The 15,615-nt window shown below is 73.0% G+C and carries 14 protein-coding genes; 9 read left to right on the top strand and 5 right to left on the bottom strand.

Annotation, left to right across the window (positions count from 1 at the left end; genetic code table 11):
- Positions 1-185: 185 nt before the first annotated feature.
- Positions 186-2,264 carry an excinuclease ABC subunit UvrC gene (gene uvrC / locus OG989_RS28855; protein WP_327029057.1) on the top strand — a complete coding sequence of 693 codons (2,079 nt, stop codon included), beginning with the start codon at positions 186-188 and terminating at the stop codon, positions 2,262-2,264.
- 39 nt (positions 2,265-2,303) lie between these two features.
- Here the strand turns inward: uvrC and recQ are convergent, their stop codons facing one another.
- On the bottom strand, positions 2,304-4,142 hold the full coding sequence (gene recQ / locus OG989_RS28850; RefSeq protein ID WP_327029056.1) for a DNA helicase RecQ: 1,839 nt from the start codon (positions 4,140-4,142) through the stop codon (positions 2,304-2,306).
- A 111-nt stretch (positions 4,143-4,253) separates the two neighbouring features.
- Positions 4,254-4,598, bottom strand: a complete 345-nt coding sequence (locus OG989_RS28845; RefSeq protein ID WP_151453341.1) for a hypothetical protein — start codon at positions 4,596-4,598, stop codon at positions 4,254-4,256.
- Between the two features lie 292 nt (positions 4,599-4,890).
- Here OG989_RS28845 and rapZ point away from each other — a divergent pair, with 292 nt between their 5' ends.
- From rapZ to OG989_RS28805, 8 genes are all read left to right on the top strand, one after another.
- A complete protein-coding gene (rapZ, locus tag OG989_RS28840) occupies positions 4,891-5,778 on the top strand; it encodes an RNase adapter RapZ (RefSeq protein WP_151453375.1) in 888 nt (295 codons plus the stop codon).
- Positions 5,775-6,884, top strand: a complete 1,110-nt coding sequence (locus tag OG989_RS28835; protein WP_327029055.1) for a gluconeogenesis factor YvcK family protein — start codon at positions 5,775-5,777, stop codon at positions 6,882-6,884. The genes rapZ and OG989_RS28835 overlap by 4 nt, the downstream gene beginning before the upstream one ends.
- Before the next feature lie 54 nt (positions 6,885-6,938).
- Positions 6,939-7,919 carry a DNA-binding protein WhiA gene (gene whiA / locus OG989_RS28830; RefSeq protein WP_088999356.1) on the top strand — a complete coding sequence of 327 codons (981 nt, stop codon included), beginning with the start codon at positions 6,939-6,941 and terminating at the stop codon, positions 7,917-7,919.
- Between the two features lie 264 nt (positions 7,920-8,183).
- Positions 8,184-9,188, top strand: a complete 1,005-nt coding sequence (gene gap, locus OG989_RS28825; protein ID WP_151453343.1) for a type I glyceraldehyde-3-phosphate dehydrogenase — start codon at positions 8,184-8,186, stop codon at positions 9,186-9,188.
- A gap of 35 nt (positions 9,189-9,223) precedes the next feature.
- The gene (locus OG989_RS28820; protein ID WP_151453344.1) at positions 9,224-10,423 is read left to right on the top strand and encodes a phosphoglycerate kinase; all 1,200 of its coding nucleotides are present in this window, start codon (positions 9,224-9,226) and stop codon (positions 10,421-10,423) included.
- The gene (gene tpiA, locus OG989_RS28815; RefSeq protein WP_151453345.1) at positions 10,423-11,214 is read left to right on the top strand and encodes a triose-phosphate isomerase; all 792 of its coding nucleotides are present in this window, start codon (positions 10,423-10,425) and stop codon (positions 11,212-11,214) included. The genes OG989_RS28820 and tpiA overlap by 1 nt, the downstream gene beginning before the upstream one ends.
- A gap of 95 nt (positions 11,215-11,309) precedes the next feature.
- Positions 11,310-11,573, top strand: coding sequence for a preprotein translocase subunit SecG (secG, locus tag OG989_RS28810; protein ID WP_088999360.1), 264 nt, complete (start codon positions 11,310-11,312; stop codon positions 11,571-11,573).
- A 131-nt stretch (positions 11,574-11,704) separates the two neighbouring features.
- Positions 11,705-12,043: an RNA polymerase-binding protein RbpA gene (locus OG989_RS28805; RefSeq protein ID WP_151453346.1), complete on the top strand. Its 339-nt coding sequence runs from the start codon at positions 11,705-11,707 to the stop codon at positions 12,041-12,043.
- Between the two features lie 75 nt (positions 12,044-12,118).
- Here OG989_RS28805 and pgl read toward each other — a convergent pair whose 3' ends face one another.
- From pgl to zwf, 3 genes are all read right to left on the bottom strand, one after another.
- A complete protein-coding gene (gene pgl, locus OG989_RS28800) occupies positions 12,119-12,889 on the bottom strand; it encodes a 6-phosphogluconolactonase (protein WP_151453347.1) in 771 nt (256 codons plus the stop codon).
- Positions 12,890-12,956: 67 nt separating this feature from the next.
- Entirely contained in the window at positions 12,957-13,973 is a 1,017-nt protein-coding gene (locus OG989_RS28795; protein ID WP_151453348.1) for a glucose-6-phosphate dehydrogenase assembly protein OpcA, read from the bottom strand.
- A 91-nt stretch (positions 13,974-14,064) separates the two neighbouring features.
- Positions 14,065-15,615, bottom strand: a complete 1,551-nt coding sequence (zwf, locus tag OG989_RS28790; RefSeq protein WP_151453349.1) for a glucose-6-phosphate dehydrogenase — start codon at positions 15,613-15,615, stop codon at positions 14,065-14,067.

Below are 15,615 nucleotides of genomic sequence, written 5' to 3'. Positions count from 1 at the left end.
GCCTCCGCCAGGGGCGGATGTTAGCGGGGAGCGTTTCCGGCGGCACCGCAATTTCACCGCCGTCGGGGGCTCGCCCCCGGCCTGGGACGGCCGGCACGACCGGGGCGTGGCACGGCCGGCGGGCGGGGCGGGGCGGGGACGCGGCGTCCGGGGAGCTGTCGGGGGCGCGGACTAGGCTTGCTGCCGTGGCTGACCCCTCGACCTACCGTCCCGCGCCCGGCACCATCCCGGAGTCACCGGGGGTCTACCGGTTCCGCGACGGCACCGGCCGGGTGATCTACGTCGGCAAGGCGAAGAACCTGCGCAGCCGGCTCAACTCCTACTTCGCCGACCTGTGGGGCCTGCACCAGCGCACCCAGCAGATGGTCACCACCGCGGAGTCGGTGGACTGGGTCACCGTCGGCACCGAGGTCGAGGCGCTCCAGCTCGAATACACCTGGATCAAGCAGTACGACCCGCGTTTCAACGTCCGCTACCGCGACGACAAGTCCTACCCCTACCTCGCGGTCACCCTCGACGAGGAGTTCCCCCGGTTGCAGGTGATGCGGGGCGCCAAGCGCAAGGGGGTGCGCTACTTCGGGCCCTACTCGCACGCCTGGGCGATCCGCGAGACGCTCGACCTGCTGCTGCGGGTCTTCCCGGCGCGCACCTGCTCGGCGGGGGTGTTCAAGCGCGCCAGCCAGGTGGGCCGCCCCTGCCTGCTGGGTTACATCGGCAAGTGCTCGGCCCCCTGCGTCGGCAGCGTCACCCCCGAGCGGCACCGGGAGATCGTCGACGGTTTCTGCGACTTCATGGGCGGCCGCACCGACACGATGGTGCGCCGGCTCGAACGGGAGATGACCGAGGCCAGCGAGCAGTTGGAGTTCGAGCGGGCGGCCCGGTTGCGCGACGACGTGGCCGCGCTGCGCCGGGCGATGGAGAAGCAGACCGTCGTGCTCGGCGACGGCACCGACGCCGACGTGGTCGCGTTCGCCGACGACCCCCTCGAAGCGGCCGTCCAGGTCTTCCACGTGCGCGACGGCCGGGTCCGTGGCCAGCGCGGCTGGGTGGTGGAGAAGACCGAGGAGCTCAGCACGGGCGACCTGGTGCACCACTTCTGCACCCAGGTCTACGGCGGTGAGCAGGGCGAGGCCGACGTGCCGCGCGAGCTGCTCGTGCCGGCGCTGCCCGCCGACGCCGACGCGCTGGCCGACTGGCTCTCCGGTCACCGGGGCAGCCGGGTGAGCCTGCGGGTGCCGCAGCGCGGCGACAAGCGGTCGCTGCTGGAGACGGTCGAGCGCAACGCCAAGGACGCCCTGGCCCGGCACAAGCTGCGCCGGGCCGGCGACCTGACCACCCGCAGCAAGGCGCTCGACGAGATCACCGAGGCGCTCGACATGCGCACCTCGCCGTTGCGCATCGAGTGTTTCGACATCTCCCAGATGCAGGGCACCGACGTGGTGGCGAGCATGGTCGTCTTCGAGGACGGGCTGCCCCGCAAGAGCGAATACCGGCGCTTCATCATCCGGGGCGCCACCGACGACCTCTCCGCCATGTCCGAGGTGCTGCGCCGCCGCTTCGCGCGCTACCTCGACGCCCGCGCCGAGACCGGCGAGGCGGGCGTCGAGCCGGCCGACGACCCCGTCGCCCCGGCCGGGCAGCCCGCGCCCGGCGATCCCCACGAACCCGGCGGGTCCGGCGGGCCCCACGAGCCCGGCGGGTCCGGTGGGCCCCGCGAGCCCGGCGGGTCCGACGAGTCCGGCGGGTCCGACGAGCGCACCGTCGGCGTCCTGATCGACCCGACCACCGGACGCCCCCGCCGGTTCGCGTACCCGCCGCAGCTGGTGGTGGTCGACGGCGGCGCGCCGCAGGTCGCGGCGGCGGCCCAGGCGCTCGCGGAGCTGGGCGTCGACGACGTGGCGCTGTGCGGCCTGGCCAAGCGGCTGGAGGAGGTCTGGCTGCCCGACGACGAGTTCCCGGTGATCCTGCCGCGCACCTCGGAGGGGCTCTACCTGCTGCAACGGGTGCGCGACGAGGCGCACCGCTTCGCCATCACCTTCCACCGCCAGCGGCGCTCCAAGCGGATGACCGAGTCGGCGCTCGACCGGGTGCCCGGCCTGGGGGAGGTGCGGCGCAAGGCGCTGCTGCGGCACTTCGGCTCGCTCAAGCGGCTCTCCGCCGCCACCGTGGAGGAGATCACCGAGGTGCCCGGCGTGGGCCGGCGCACCGCCGAGGCGATCCTCGCCGCGCTGGGCGGCGAGGCGAAGGCCCCGGCGGCGGACTGACCGCGTCGGCCGGGCGGTGCGCGTCCGGCAGGCCGACGGCTACTCGGCCAGGACGGCCAGGATCTGCTCGCCGTACTTCGCGAGCTTGTTCTCGCCGACGCCGCTGACCGCGGACAGCTCGGCCAGCGACGTGGGCGCGTCGGTGGCGATCTGCCGCAGCGTGGCGTCGTGGAAGATCACGTACGCCGGGACGCCCTGCTCCTTGGCGGTGGCCCCCCGCCAGGCGCGCAGCCGCTCGAAGACCCCGGCGGCGGTCGGGGACAACTCGGCGACGACGGTGGCCGCCCCGCGTGGCTTCGCCGACCGGGACGAGGTGACCTTCTCCGGCTCGCGGCGCATCATCACCGTGCGGCGGCGGCCCAGCACCTCCGCGCTGGCCTCCGTGAGGGCCAGCGTGCCGTAGTCGCCCTCGACGGCCAGCAGTCCCTCGGCCAGCAGCTGCCGCACCACGCCGCGCCACTCGGCCTCGCGCAGCTCGCCGCCGATGCCGAAGACGGTCAGGGAGTCGTGGCCGTACTGGGTGACCTTGTCGGTGGTGCGGCCGAGCAGGATGTCGACGCAGTGCCCCGCACCGAAGCGCTGGTTGCGTTCCCGGTCGAGCCGGAAGATGGTGGAGAGCAGCTTCTGGGCCGCGACGGTGCCGTCCCAGGACTCCGGCGGGCTGAGGCAGGTGTCGCAGTTGCCGCAGGCGGCGGTCGCCTTCTCGCCGAAGTAGTCGAGCAGTTGGCCGCGCCGGCAGCGGACCGTCTCGCAGAGGGCGAGCATCGCGTCGAGGTGGGCGGCGAGGTTGCGCCGGTGGGCGAGGTCCCCGTCGGAGGTCTCGATCATCTTGCGCTGCTGCACCACGTCCTGGAGCCCGTACGCCAGCCAGGCGGTCGACGGCAGCCCGTCGCGCCCGGCGCGACCGGTCTCCTGGTAGTAGCCCTCGACCGACTTCGGCAGGTCGAGGTGGGCGACGAACCGGACGTCGGGCTTGTCGATGCCCATGCCGAACGCGATGGTCGCCACCATCACCAGGCCGTCCTCGCGCAGGAAGCGCTGCTGGTTGCGCGCGCGGGTCGCCGCGTCCAGGCCGGCGTGGTAGGGCAGCGCGGCGACGCCGTTGGCGGTGAGGAACTCCGCCGTCTTGTCCACCGAGGCGCGCGACAGGCAGTAGACGATGCCCGCGTCGCCGGGGTGCTCGTCGCGCAGCAGGCTCAGCAGCTGCTTGCGCGGCTCGCGCTTGGGCACGATCCGGTACTGGATGTTGGGCCGGTCGAAGCTGGCCACGAAGTGCCGGGCGTCGGTGAGCTTGAGCCGGGTCGCGATCTCGTCGCGGGTCGCGCTGGTCGCGGTGGCGGTGAGCGCGATGCGGGGCACGTCGGGCCAGCGCTCGTGCAGCATCGACAGGGCGAGGTAGTCGGGGCGGAAGTCGTGCCCCCACTGCGACACGCAGTGCGCCTCGTCGATGGCGAACAGGGCGATCCTGCCCCGGTCGAGCAGCTGCTGCACCCCTCGGGTGCCCAACGCCTCCGGGGCGAGGTAGAGCAGGTCCAGCTCGCCGCCGACGAAGGCCCGTTCCACCACCCGGCGGGCGTCGAGATCCTGGGTCGAGTTGAGGAAGCCGGCCCGGACGCCGACCGCCGTCAGCGCGTCGACCTGGTCCTGCATGAGCGCGATCAGCGGGGAGACCACCACCGCCACGCCGTCGCGGACCAGCGCGGGGATCTGGTAGCACAGCGACTTGCCGCCGCCGGTGGGCATCAGCACCAGCGCGTCGCCGCCGGCCACCACGTGGTCGATCACCTCCTGCTGGAAGCCGCGGAAGGCGTCGTAGCCGAAGACCCGGCGCAACACCTCCAGGGCGTCGGCGGAGCGCAGGTCGGTGGGGGAAGCCATCCGGGGATTCTACGAACCTCCCCCGACAGCCGGCGGACCCGAGCGGGCGGGTCGCGGATCAGGGCGGACCGCCGGACCGGAGCGTCGCGGCCCGGCGGTCCTCCGGGTCGCTCAGTCGGGCTGGGCGGAACGCTTGGCCAGCCCGCGCGGCGGGGCCTTCATCCCGACCACGATGTCGACGATCTCGATGTAGCGGGCCTTGTTGCCCATCCGGAACGCCGTGGCCGCCGCGTTGATCTCCTCCAGGGTGTCCGCCTCGACCATGGTCACCTGGTCGTAGCGACCGTTGACCCCGGTGCAGACCACGTGGGTGAGCTGCTTGGCGAAGCGGCCCAGGTCGCGGGCGTGCTCGGCGGAGACCTCGTGGATGCCCTCCCGGCCCAGGGCGAAGTACTCCGGGTTGATCCTCATGAACAGGAAGCCGACGTATTTGTTCTTCTCCGCCAGATCGTGCATCCCGCCTCCCAGAAACCAGTCGCCACCTGCGGCGATCACGTGCAGCGTATGGACGTTGACTGATCGTCATCAAGGGGTCCGCCTGTCGGGAGCACGACCCTCGCGCCCGGGTCCGACCCTCCGCCGGGGCGGACGCCACCACGGCGGCGGCCAGGGACGTGCCGGCAACGCGCGAGTGGTGCGGGATAGAGTCGCTGATTGACCACGCGCGGCCGGGGGTGCCGGCCGCGGCGCCACGGCTTGGGGGTAGTGGGTGAGCGAGGCGCGTACGGCCGAGGAACGGGGCGAGACGGTGACCGGGCAGCAGACACCGGCGGAGTCGGACACCACCCTGGTGGTGGTCACCGGGCTCTCCGGCGGCGGCCGCAGCACGGTGGCGAGGGCGTTGGAGAACGTCGGGTTCTACGTGGTGGACAACCTGCCGCAGGCACTCATGCTCGACATGGCCGAGCTGGCGTTCAAGGCGGGCGGGGCGGCCCGGCGTACGGCGATGGTGCTGGACGTGCGCTCGCGCGCCTTCTCCACCGACCTGGCGGGGGCGATCCGGGAGCTGAAGGAGCGCGGCTTCTCGCCCCGGGTGGTCTTCGTCGACGCCGACGACGAGGTGCTGATCCGGCGGTTCGAGAGCGTCCGGCGTTCGCACCCGTTGCAGGGCGACGGGCGGCTCGCCGACGGCATCGCGGTCGAGCGCGGCCTGCTGGAGGAGGCCCGCGACCAGGCCGACGTGATCATCGACACCAGCCACCTGAACGTCAACCAGCTGCGTCGCCGCGTCGAGGAGCTCTTCGGCGGCGAGGACGCCCGCCGGCTGCGGGTCACCGTGCTCTCCTTCGGCTTCAAGTACGGCCTGCCGCCGGACGCCGACTTCGTGCTCGACGCCCGCTTCCTGCCGAACCCGTACTGGGTGCCGGAACTGCGCGAGCACACCGGCCGGGAGGAGGCGGTCAGCTCGTACGTGCTGGGGCAGGAGGGCGCGGACGCCTTCGTCGGGTCGTACGCCGACCTGGTCAACGCGACCACCGTCGGCTTCGAGCGGGAGGGCAAGCGCTACCTGACGGTGGCGGTCGGCTGCACCGGCGGCAAGCACCGCAGCGTGGCCATCGCCGAGGAGTTGGCCGCCCGGCTGCGCCACTCCGGTCTGGCCGCGAACGCGCAGCACCGCGACCTGGGGCGCGAGTGACGGCGACGCGTGTGGTCGCCTTCGGCGGCGGGCACGGCCTGTCCGCCTCGCTACGCGCCCTGCGCCGCTGCGCCCCCGAGCTGGACCTCGACATCACGGCGGTGGTCACCGTCGGCGACGACGGTGGCTCGAGCGGCCGGCTGCGGGCCGAGCGGGGCGGCCTGCCCCCGGGCGACCTGCGGCAGGCGCTGGTCGCGTTGGCCGGCGACCATCCGGCCACCCGGCGCAGCGCCAAGCTCTTCCAACACCGCTACGCTGAGGTGCCGCCCCCCGGCGGCCCGGCTCCCGCCGGGGGCGGACCGGCGGGGCGCCCCCGGGTCTCCGGTACCGGGCGGGCCCCTTCCGGCCCGGAGCCGGCCGGGGTCGCCGGAGGACGCGCGGGTGCCGGTGCGGCCGGGCGGGCGGGCCCCGAGGCTGGCGGGCTGGCCGGGCACGCGGTGGGCAACCTGGTGCTCTGCGGGCTGATGGAGCTGCTCGGCGACCCGGTGGCCGCCCTGGAGCACGCCGGCGCGATGCTCGGCGCGGTCGGCCGGGTGCTGCCGATGTCGTGCGAGCCGGTGGGGATCGAGGCGCGGGTACGCGGCGCCGACCCGAGCCGGCCGGACGAGGTGCGCACGATCACGGGCCAGCACCAGGTCGCGGTGACCACCGGCCGGGTGGAGTCGTTGCGGCTCACCCCGGCCGCGCCGGAGGCCTGCCCGCAGGCGGTCGCCGCGATCGGCACGGCCGACTGGCTGATCTTCGGGCCGGGCAGCTGGTACACGAGCGTGCTGCCGCACCTGCTGGTGCCGCAGCTCGCCGCCGCGATCGTCGCCAGCCCGGCGCGGCGGCTCGTCACGCTGAACCTCGCCGCCGAGAAGGAGACCTCCGGGCTCTCCCAGGCTGACCATCTGGCCGCGCTGCGCTCGTACCTGCCGGAGCTGAGGGTCGACCGTGTGGTCGCCGATTCCAAGGCGGCGGGTGACCCCGAACCGGTCGAACGTGCGGCAGAATCGCTGGGTGCCCGCCTGGTCCTCGCTCCCGTCGCGGTCACCGACGGCACTCCCCGTCATGATCCGGCCGCCCTGGGCGCCGCACTGGTGCCTGTCCTGGGCGCCGATCGTTAGACACGTACGTAATCTCCGGCGACACGCCGGAACAGGTCCGTGAGGGGACGCACAATGGCGATGACGGCTGCGGTCAAGGACGAGCTGAGTCGGGTCGACGTGCCCAAGCCCTGCTGCCGGCGGGCGGAGATGGCGGCGCTGCTGCGCTTCGCCGGCGGGCTGCACATCGTCTCCGGTCGGGTCGTGGTGGAGGCCGAACTCGACACGGGGGCGGTGGCCCGGCGGCTGCGACGGGAGATCGCGGAGGTCTACGGCTATCCGAGTGAGATCCACGTGCTCGCGTCCGGTGGCCTGCGCAAGGGCAGCCACTTCATCGTGCGGGTGGTCAAGGACGGTGAGGCCCTCGCGCGGCAGACCGGGCTGCTCGACGTGCGCGGACGTCCCGTGCGGGGGCTGCCGCCGCACGTCGTCGCCGCGAACGTCTGCTGCGCGGTGTCGGCCTGGCGCGGCGCGTTCATGGCGCACGGCTCGCTGACCGAGCCGGGCCGCTCCAGCGCGCTGGAGATCACCTGCCCAGGCCCGGAGTCCGCGCTGGCCCTGGTGGGCGCGGCCCGGCGGATCGGCATCACCGCCAAGAACCGCGAGGTGCGCGGCGTGGACCGGGTGGTGGTCAAGGACGGTGACGCGATCGCCGCGCTGCTCACCCGCATCGGTGCCCACTCCAGCGTGCTGGCCTGGGAGGAGCGCCGGGTGCGCCGCGAGGTGCGGGCCACCGCCAACCGGCTGGCCAACTTCGACGACGCCAACCTGCGCCGCTCGGCGCGGGCCGCGGTCGCCGCCGCCGCCCGGGTGACCCGGGCGCTGGAGATCCTCGCCGAGGACGCGCCCAACCACCTCACCTCCGCCGGCCGGCTGCGCCTGGAGCACCGGCAGGCCTCGTTGGAGGAGCTGGGCGCGCTGGCCGATCCGCCGCTGACCAAGGACGCGATCGCCGGCCGGATCCGCCGGCTGTTGGCGCTGGCCGACAAGCGGGCCCGGGACCTGGGCATCCCGGATACGGAAGCGGCAGTCACACCCGACATGCTCGTGGTCTGATAGGACAGTGCGGGTCGGCGGCGCCGGTGGGGTCACCACCCGGCGCTGCACTGCGCCGCACGCTCGGATAAGGTCGCTGCGTACGGCAAGGGGGCCGGCACAGGCACTCCTCGCCGTGCACACCGCCTCCGGCGGTCAGGTCCTTCGAGACCGCGGCGGGGTGGCCGAGATGAACCGTCAACGGCCGGCTCGAACGGTCGGCGCACACACCTCCGCCGGCCCGGGTCTTACGCCGGCGGACCAGAACGCAAGGAGATGGGACCTGTGACCATCCGGGTTGGCATCAACGGCTTCGGCCGGATCGGCCGCAACTTCTTCCGGGCAGTGCTGGCGTCCGGCGCTGACATCGAGGTCGTGGCGGTCAACGACCTGACCGACAACGCGACGCTCGCCCACCTGCTCAAGTACGACAGCATCCTGGGTCGCCTGCCGCACGAGGTGAAGGCCACCGCCGACGAGATCACCGTGGGCGGCAAGACCATCAAGGCGTACGCCGAGAAGGACCCGTCGAAGCTGCCGTGGGGCGACGCCGGCGTGGACGTGGTCATCGAGTCCACCGGCTTCTTCACCGACGCCACCAAGGCGAAGGCGCACGTCGACGGCGGGGCCAAGAAGGTCATCATCTCCGCCCCGGCGAAGAACGAGGACGTCACGGTCGTCATGGGCGTCAACCACGACCAGTACGACCCGGCCAAGCACACCATCATCTCGAACGCCTCCTGCACCACCAACTGCCTGGCGCCGATGGCGAAGGTCCTGCACGACACGTTCGGCATCCAGCACGGCCTGATGACGACGATCCACGCGTACACCCAGGACCAGAACCTCCAGGACGCGCCGCACTCCGACCTGCGTCGGGCCCGCGCCGCCGCCCTGAACATCGTGCCGACCTCGACCGGCGCGGCGAAGGCGATCGGCCTGGTGCTGCCGGAGCTGAAGGGCAAGCTGGACGGCTACGCGCTGCGCGTGCCGATCCCGACCGGCTCGGCCACCGACCTCACCGTCGACGTCGCCCGGGAGACCACGGTGGACGAGGTCAACGCCGCGCTGAAGGCCGCCGCCGAGGGCCCGCTCAAGGGCATCCTGGTCTACAACGAGGACCCGATCGTCTCCTCGGACATCGTCACCGACCCGGCGTCGTGCATCTTCGACGCGCCGCTGACCAAGGTCGTCGGCAACCAGGTCAAGGTCGTCGGCTGGTACGACAACGAGTGGGGCTACTCGAACCGCCTGGTCGACCTGGTCAAGCTGGTCGGCCAGTCCCTGTGACGAAGCCGACGGTCACGAACGGAGGCCTGGCCTAAGTGAGCATCCGTACCCTCGACGACCTGCTCGCCGAGGGGGTGTCGGGTCGGCGCGTGCTGGTGCGCGCCGACCTGAACGTCCCGCTCGACAAGCAGACCGGTGACATCACCGACGACGGCCGGATCCGCGCCGTGCTGCCGACGCTGAGCGCCCTCACCGGCGCCGGCGCCAAGGTGGTCGTCTGCTCGCACCTGGGCCGCCCGAAGGGCGCGCCGGACCCGCAGTTCAGCCTGCGCCCCGTCGCCGGGCGGCTCGGGGAGCTGCTCGGCGCGCGGGTGCACTTCGCCACCGACACCGTCGGCGAGTCCGCCCGCTCCACCGTGGACGCGCTCGCCGACGGCGAGGTCGCGCTGCTGGAGAACCTGCGTTTCAACAAGGGTGAGACCAGCAAGGACGACACCGAGCGGGGCGCCTTCGCCGACGAGCTCGCCGCCTTCGGCGACGCGTACGTCGACGACGCGTTCGGCGCGGTGCACCGCAAGCACGCCAGCGTCCACGACGTGCCGGCCCGGCTGCCGCACGTCGCGGGCCGGCTGGTGCTGCGCGAGGTGGAGGTCCTGTCCCGGCTGACCGGTGAGCCGGAGCGCCCGTACGTCGTGGTGCTCGGCGGTTCGAAGGTCTCCGACAAGCTGGCGGTGATCGAGGCGCTGCTGCCGTCGGTCGACCGGCTGCTCATCGGCGGCGGGATGTGCTTCACCTTCCTCAAGGCGCAGGGTCACGAGGTGGGCTCCTCGCTGCTGGAGGAGGAGATGGTCGAGACCTGCCGCAGCCTGCTGGAGCGCTCCGAGGGCAAGATCATGCTCCCGGTCGACGTGGTGGCCGCGGACGCGTTCGCCCCGGACGCCGCGCACGACACCGTGCCGGCCGACGGTATCCCCAGCAAGCGGGTCGGGCTCGACATCGGGCCGGAGACGGTCGCCGGCTTCGCCGCCGCCCTCAAGGGCGCGCGGACGATCTTCTGGAACGGCCCCATGGGCGTGTTCGAGATGCCGGCGTTCGCCCACGGCACCCGCGGGATCGCCGAGACCATCGCCAAGAGCGAGGCGTTCACCGTCGTCGGTGGCGGTGACTCCGCCGCCGCGGTGCGGGCGCTCGGGCTGGACGAGTCGTCCTTCGGGCACATCTCCACCGGCGGTGGCGCCTCCCTGGAATACCTGGAGGGCAAGACCCTCCCCGGCATCGCGGCCCTGGAGAACTGATGGCGAGCGTCACCCGCCGGCCCCTGATGGCCGGCAACTGGAAGATGAACTGCAACCACCTCGAGGCCAACCTGCTGGTGCAGAAGCTGGCGGCCAGCCTCACCGAGAAGCAGCTCACCGACGTCGAGACGGTGGTCCTGCCGCCGTTCACCGACCTGCGTACGGTGCAGACCGCCGTCGACGGCGACAAGCTGCTCATCGGCTACGGCGCGCAGGACCTCTCGCCGTACGCGTCGGGGGCCTACACCGGGGAGATCTCCGGCCCGATGCTGGCGAAGCTGGGCTGCACCTACGTGGCGATCGGGCACTCGGAGCGGCGGGCCTACCACCACGAGGACGACGCGCTCGTCAACGCCAAGGTGCAGGCGGCGCTGACCCACGGGCTCACCCCGATCCTCTGCGTGGGGGAGGGGCTGGACGTCCGCGAGCAGGGCACCCACGTGGCGCACTGCAGCGAGCAGCTCGACGGCGCCCTGAAGGGGCTCACCGCCGAGCAGGTGGAGAAGGTCGTGGTGGCGTACGAGCCGGTCTGGGCGATCGGCACGGGCAAGACGGCCACCCCGGAGGACGCCCAGGAGGTGTGCGGCGCGGTGCGTCAGCGCCTGGCGGAGTCCTTCGGCCAGGACACCGCCGACAAGGTCCGGGTCCTCTACGGCGGGTCGGTCAAGTCGTCGAACGTCGCGGCGATCATGGCTCAGCCGGACGTCGACGGGGCGCTCGTGGGCGGCGCGAGCCTGGACGCCGAGGAGTTCGCGAAGATCTGCCGGTTCCCGGAGCACATCTCCCGCTGATCGCTCGCTATCCTTGACTCCGCCCGTCCGTCGGTCGGTGCCACCGTGCCCGATCTGCCCGGGCGAGGATCGTAACGAGAGGACTGACCCCAGCCATGCCGATCTGGTTCGCATACACGTTGATCGTGTTGCTGGTCATCACGAGCGTTCTGTTGACCATGCTGATCCTGCTGCACCGCGGTAAGGGCGGCGGGTTGTCGAGCATGTTCGGCGGTGGCGTCAGCTCCAGCCTCGCCGGTTCCTCGGTGGCGGAGAAGAACCTCGACCGCTACACCGTCCTGGTGGGCATCGTCTGGTTCGCCTGCATCGTCGGGCTGGGGCTCTGGCTCCGCCTCCAGATGGCCAGCGGCACGGTCTGAGCCCGCCAAGTCGTACAATCTGCGCGCGGTCCGTCGACGACGGGCCGCGCGCAGTCCGTTCCACCCGCTGCACCGCGTCGCCCGCCGCCCTCTCCGCGGCGGTTCCCCTCCGACGACAGGAGCGAGCAGCCGTGCCCATCGGCAACGTCATCCCGGGCACCCGGGTCGGATCCGCGCCCGAACGCCACCAGCCGGCCCCGTGCCGGACGGTGACCTACTGGTGCCGCAACGACCACCACACCGCGATCCGGCTCGCCGCCGAGGTCGAGGTGCCGGAGGTGTGGGACTGCCCGCGTTGCGGCCTCCCCGCCGGCCAGGACGCGCAGAACCCGCCGGGCCGCGTCCGGCCCGAGCCCTACAAGACCCACCTGGCGTACGTGAAGGAGCGGCGCACCGCCGAGGAGGGCGAGGCCATCCTGGCCGAGGCCCTCGCCGCCCTGCGCCGCCGGCGGGGCCGTCCCGCCGGCTAGGCGGCGACCCCACTCCGGTGTGAGGAAGGGCCCCCTGCTGACGCTGTGCGTCAACAGGGGGCCCTTCCTCACACCTCAGCGCAAGCTGCGGAAGCGGGCCGGGACGTCGGCCGCCGCCGCCCGGTCCAGCAGCCAGAGGGTCCGGCCCGTGCCCTGCACGCCGGCCGCCGGCAGTTGCACCGGCCCCGCCCCGGCCAGTGCCATGCCGACCGCCCGTGCCTTGTCGGCCCCGCTGGCCACCAGCCAGACCTCCTCGGCCGTGTTGATCGCCGGAAGGGTCAGCGTGGTCCGCACCGGCGGGGGCTTCGGGCTGCCCCGTACCGCGCTGACCGGCCGGCTGTCGTGGTGCACCGGATGCTCGGGGAAGACCGAGGCGACGTGCCCGTCCTCACCGACGCCCAGCATCAGCACGTCGAAGTGGGGGAGCTCGGCGTGTCCCGGCCGCGCCGCGCGGGCCAGTTCCTCGGCGTAGCGGGCCGCCGCCTCCTCCGGGTCGGGCCCGGCCGGACCGTCGGAGGCCGGCATCGCGTGGACCCGGGCCGGGTCCAGCGGCACCGCGTCCAGCAGCGTGGCGCGGGCCTGGGTCTCGTTGCGCTCGGGGTCGCCGGCGGGCAGGAACCGCTCGTCGCCCCACCAGACGTCCACCCGGGACCAGTCCACGGCGTCGCGGGCCGGCAGCGCCGCCACCGCCCGGTGCACCGCCGCGGCTATCCGCCCGCCGGTCAGCACCACCGACGCCTGGCCCCGCTCGGCCTGCGCGTCGAGCAGCTTGACCACCAACCGGGCGGCCACCGCCTGGGCCAGCAGGTCTGCGTCGGCGTGGACGGCGACACTCGCCTCACTCATCTGTGTGCCTTCGTTTCTCCGGCCGCCGCGCGGCCGGTCATTCGTGGTGCCCCGAGCAGTCGGGCGCTCAGTGCTCGGCGCTCGTTCCCACGTGCGCGGTGACCCCCGCCTCGGCCCGCTGGGCCGTGGCCGGGTCCTTCCAGACGTGCACCCGCTGCGGCGGGCGCTGGTCGAGGTCGGCCAGCCCGGCCGCCGTGCCCAGCGCCTCCGCGTACACCTGGTCGGCGTCGAGCCGGCGCAGTTCCTCGGCCAGCTCGTCGCCGAGGGGTCGGCGGACGAGCGGCAGCTGCCGGTCCTCCTGGCCGGTACGCCGGAACGTCGCCACGCTGTCGTCGCGGCTCAGCGTCAGCGTGTCGCCGTTGGCGCAGCGCAGCTGCACCTCCCGCATCCGCGGCGACGCGTCGGTGTGCTCCCACACCGGCTCGATGCCGAGCCGCGCGGCCAGCCAGCCCTGCATCAGCGCGGCGGTCGGGTCGGTGGGCGGGGCCACCACGGTCGCCTCGGTCACCCTGGCCTGGGTGGTGTCGAACGCGCCCGCCACGAGCGTGCGCCACGGGGTGATCCGGGTCCACGCCAGGTCGGTGTCGCCGGGCGCGTAGTCCCGGGCCCGCTGGCGCATCGCCTCGATCGGGTCGGCGGCCTGCGCGCAGTCGGTGATCCGCCGGTCGGCCACCACGCCGAGGAAGTCCGTGGCGATCTCGGCCGGCGGCTCGCCGTGCCACCACGTCACCACCGGCACGTCCGGCACCAGCAGCGGCATCACCACCGACTCCGCGTGCAGGGCGAGCCGCCCGTACATCCGGGTGACCACCGCCTCGCACGGACCGAGCCGGCCGCCGACGACGATCTCCGCGTCCAGCCGGTTGCGCTCGCGCTCCACGTCGGTGCGGACCACCACCAGCAGCCGGCAGGGGTGGGCGGCGGCCGCTATCGTCGCCGCCGCCTCCGCCTCGCGGACCCGCTTCTCGTCCACCACCACGATCAGGGTGAGCGCCATGCCGCTGGCCACCCCGCCCGCGCTGCGCCGCTCGGCGGCCAGCGCCTTGACCACCTCGTTCCCGGTGGTGTCCCACAGGCCGATCAATGGAGCCTCCTGGTCTGCTCGCTGCGGCTGCTCACGGCACGTGCCTTCGTTCGCGACTGCGGGGCTCGCAGAACCGGCTCACTCCTCGCGCTCACGCCCGCCGCCACGCCCGGCCCTCGCGGGCCAGCATCTCGTCGGCGGCCCGGGGACCCCACTCGCCGGCCCGGTACGGCTCCGGCTTCGTGCCCGCCCACGCGTGCTCCAGCGGGTCCACCACCTGCCAGCTCTGCTCGACCTCGGCGGCGTCCGGGAAGAGGGTACGGTCGCCGATCAGCACGTCCAGCACGAGCCGCTCGTACGCCTCGGGGCTGGCCTCGGTGAACGCCTCGCCGTACTGGAAGTCCATCGCGATGTCGCGGACCTCCATCGTCGTGCCGGGCACCTTGGAACCGAACTTGAGCACGACGCCCTCGTCCGGCTGCACCCGGATCACGAGCTGGTTGTTGCCGAGCGACTCCATGTCGGCTTCGTTGAACGGCAGGTGCGGCGCCCTCTTGAACATGATGGCGACCTCGGTGACGCGGCGCGGCAGCCGCTTGCCGGCCCGGATGTAGAAGGGCACCTCCGCCCAGCGGCGGTTCTGGATGCCGAGCCGGACGGCCACGTAGGTCTCCGTGGTCGAGTCCTCCGGGACGCCCTCCTCCTCCAGGTACCCGACGGCACGCTCGCCCCCCACCCAGCCGGGCAGGTACTGGCCGCGCACGGTGCCCTCGGCGACGTCCTTCGGCAGGGTGATCGCCCGGAGCACCTTGAGCTTCTCCGTGCGGATCTCGTCGGCGTCGAAGCTCGTCGGCTCCTCCATCGCCACCAGCGCCAGCAGTTGGAGCAGGTGGTTCTGGAACACGTCGCGGGCCGCGCCGGCCGAGTCGTAGAAGCCGGCGCGGGTGCCGATGCCGACGTCCTCGGCCATGGTGATCTGCACGGAGTCGACGTACTTGGAGTTCCACAGCGGCTCGAACAGGTTGTTGGCGAACCGCAGGGCGAGGATGTTCTGGACGGTCTCCTTGCCCAGGTAGTGGTCGATGCGGAAGACGTCCTCGCGGGTGAAGACGTCGTCGACCAGGTCGTTGAGCGCCTTCGCCGAGGGCAGGTCGTGCCCGAACGGCTTCTCCACCACCACCCGGCGCCAGCCGCCGGACTTGGCGTTGTCAGCCATCCCGGTGCGGGCCAGCTGCTTGAGGACCACGGGGAACGCCGCCGGGGGGATGGAGAAGTAGAAGGCGGCGTTGCCCGGGATCCCGTGCGTCTGGCGCAGCTCGTCCAGCATCTCGGAGAGGTGGTCGAACGCGGCGTCGTCGTCGAACGAGCCGCCGACGAACTTGATGTTGCCCACCAGCCGCGCCCACACCTCCTCCCGCCAGGGGGTGCGGGCGTGCTTCTTGGCGGCCTCGTGGGCGAGCGACTCGAAGTCCCCGTCGCCCCAGTCCCGGCGGGCGAAGCCGAGCACGGCGAAGCCCGGGGGCAGCAGCCCTCGGTTCGCCAGGTCGTACACGGCCGGCAGGAGCTTCTTGCGGGCCAGGTCACCGGTGACGCCGAAGATCACCAGAGCGCACGGCTCCGGGATCCTCGGCAGCCGGCGGTCCTGCGGGTCGCGCAGCGGGTTCACGCCGCCTCCTCGCTCCGCGTCATCCACGGTCCTCAT

The organism is Micromonospora sp. NBC_01740, assembly GCF_035920365.1.
Classification (GTDB): Bacteria; Actinomycetota; Actinomycetes; order Mycobacteriales; family Micromonosporaceae; genus Micromonospora; species Micromonospora reichwaldensis.
Note: the sequence above shows the minus strand (reverse complement) of the source record. Positions and strands in the feature narration are given on the sequence as shown.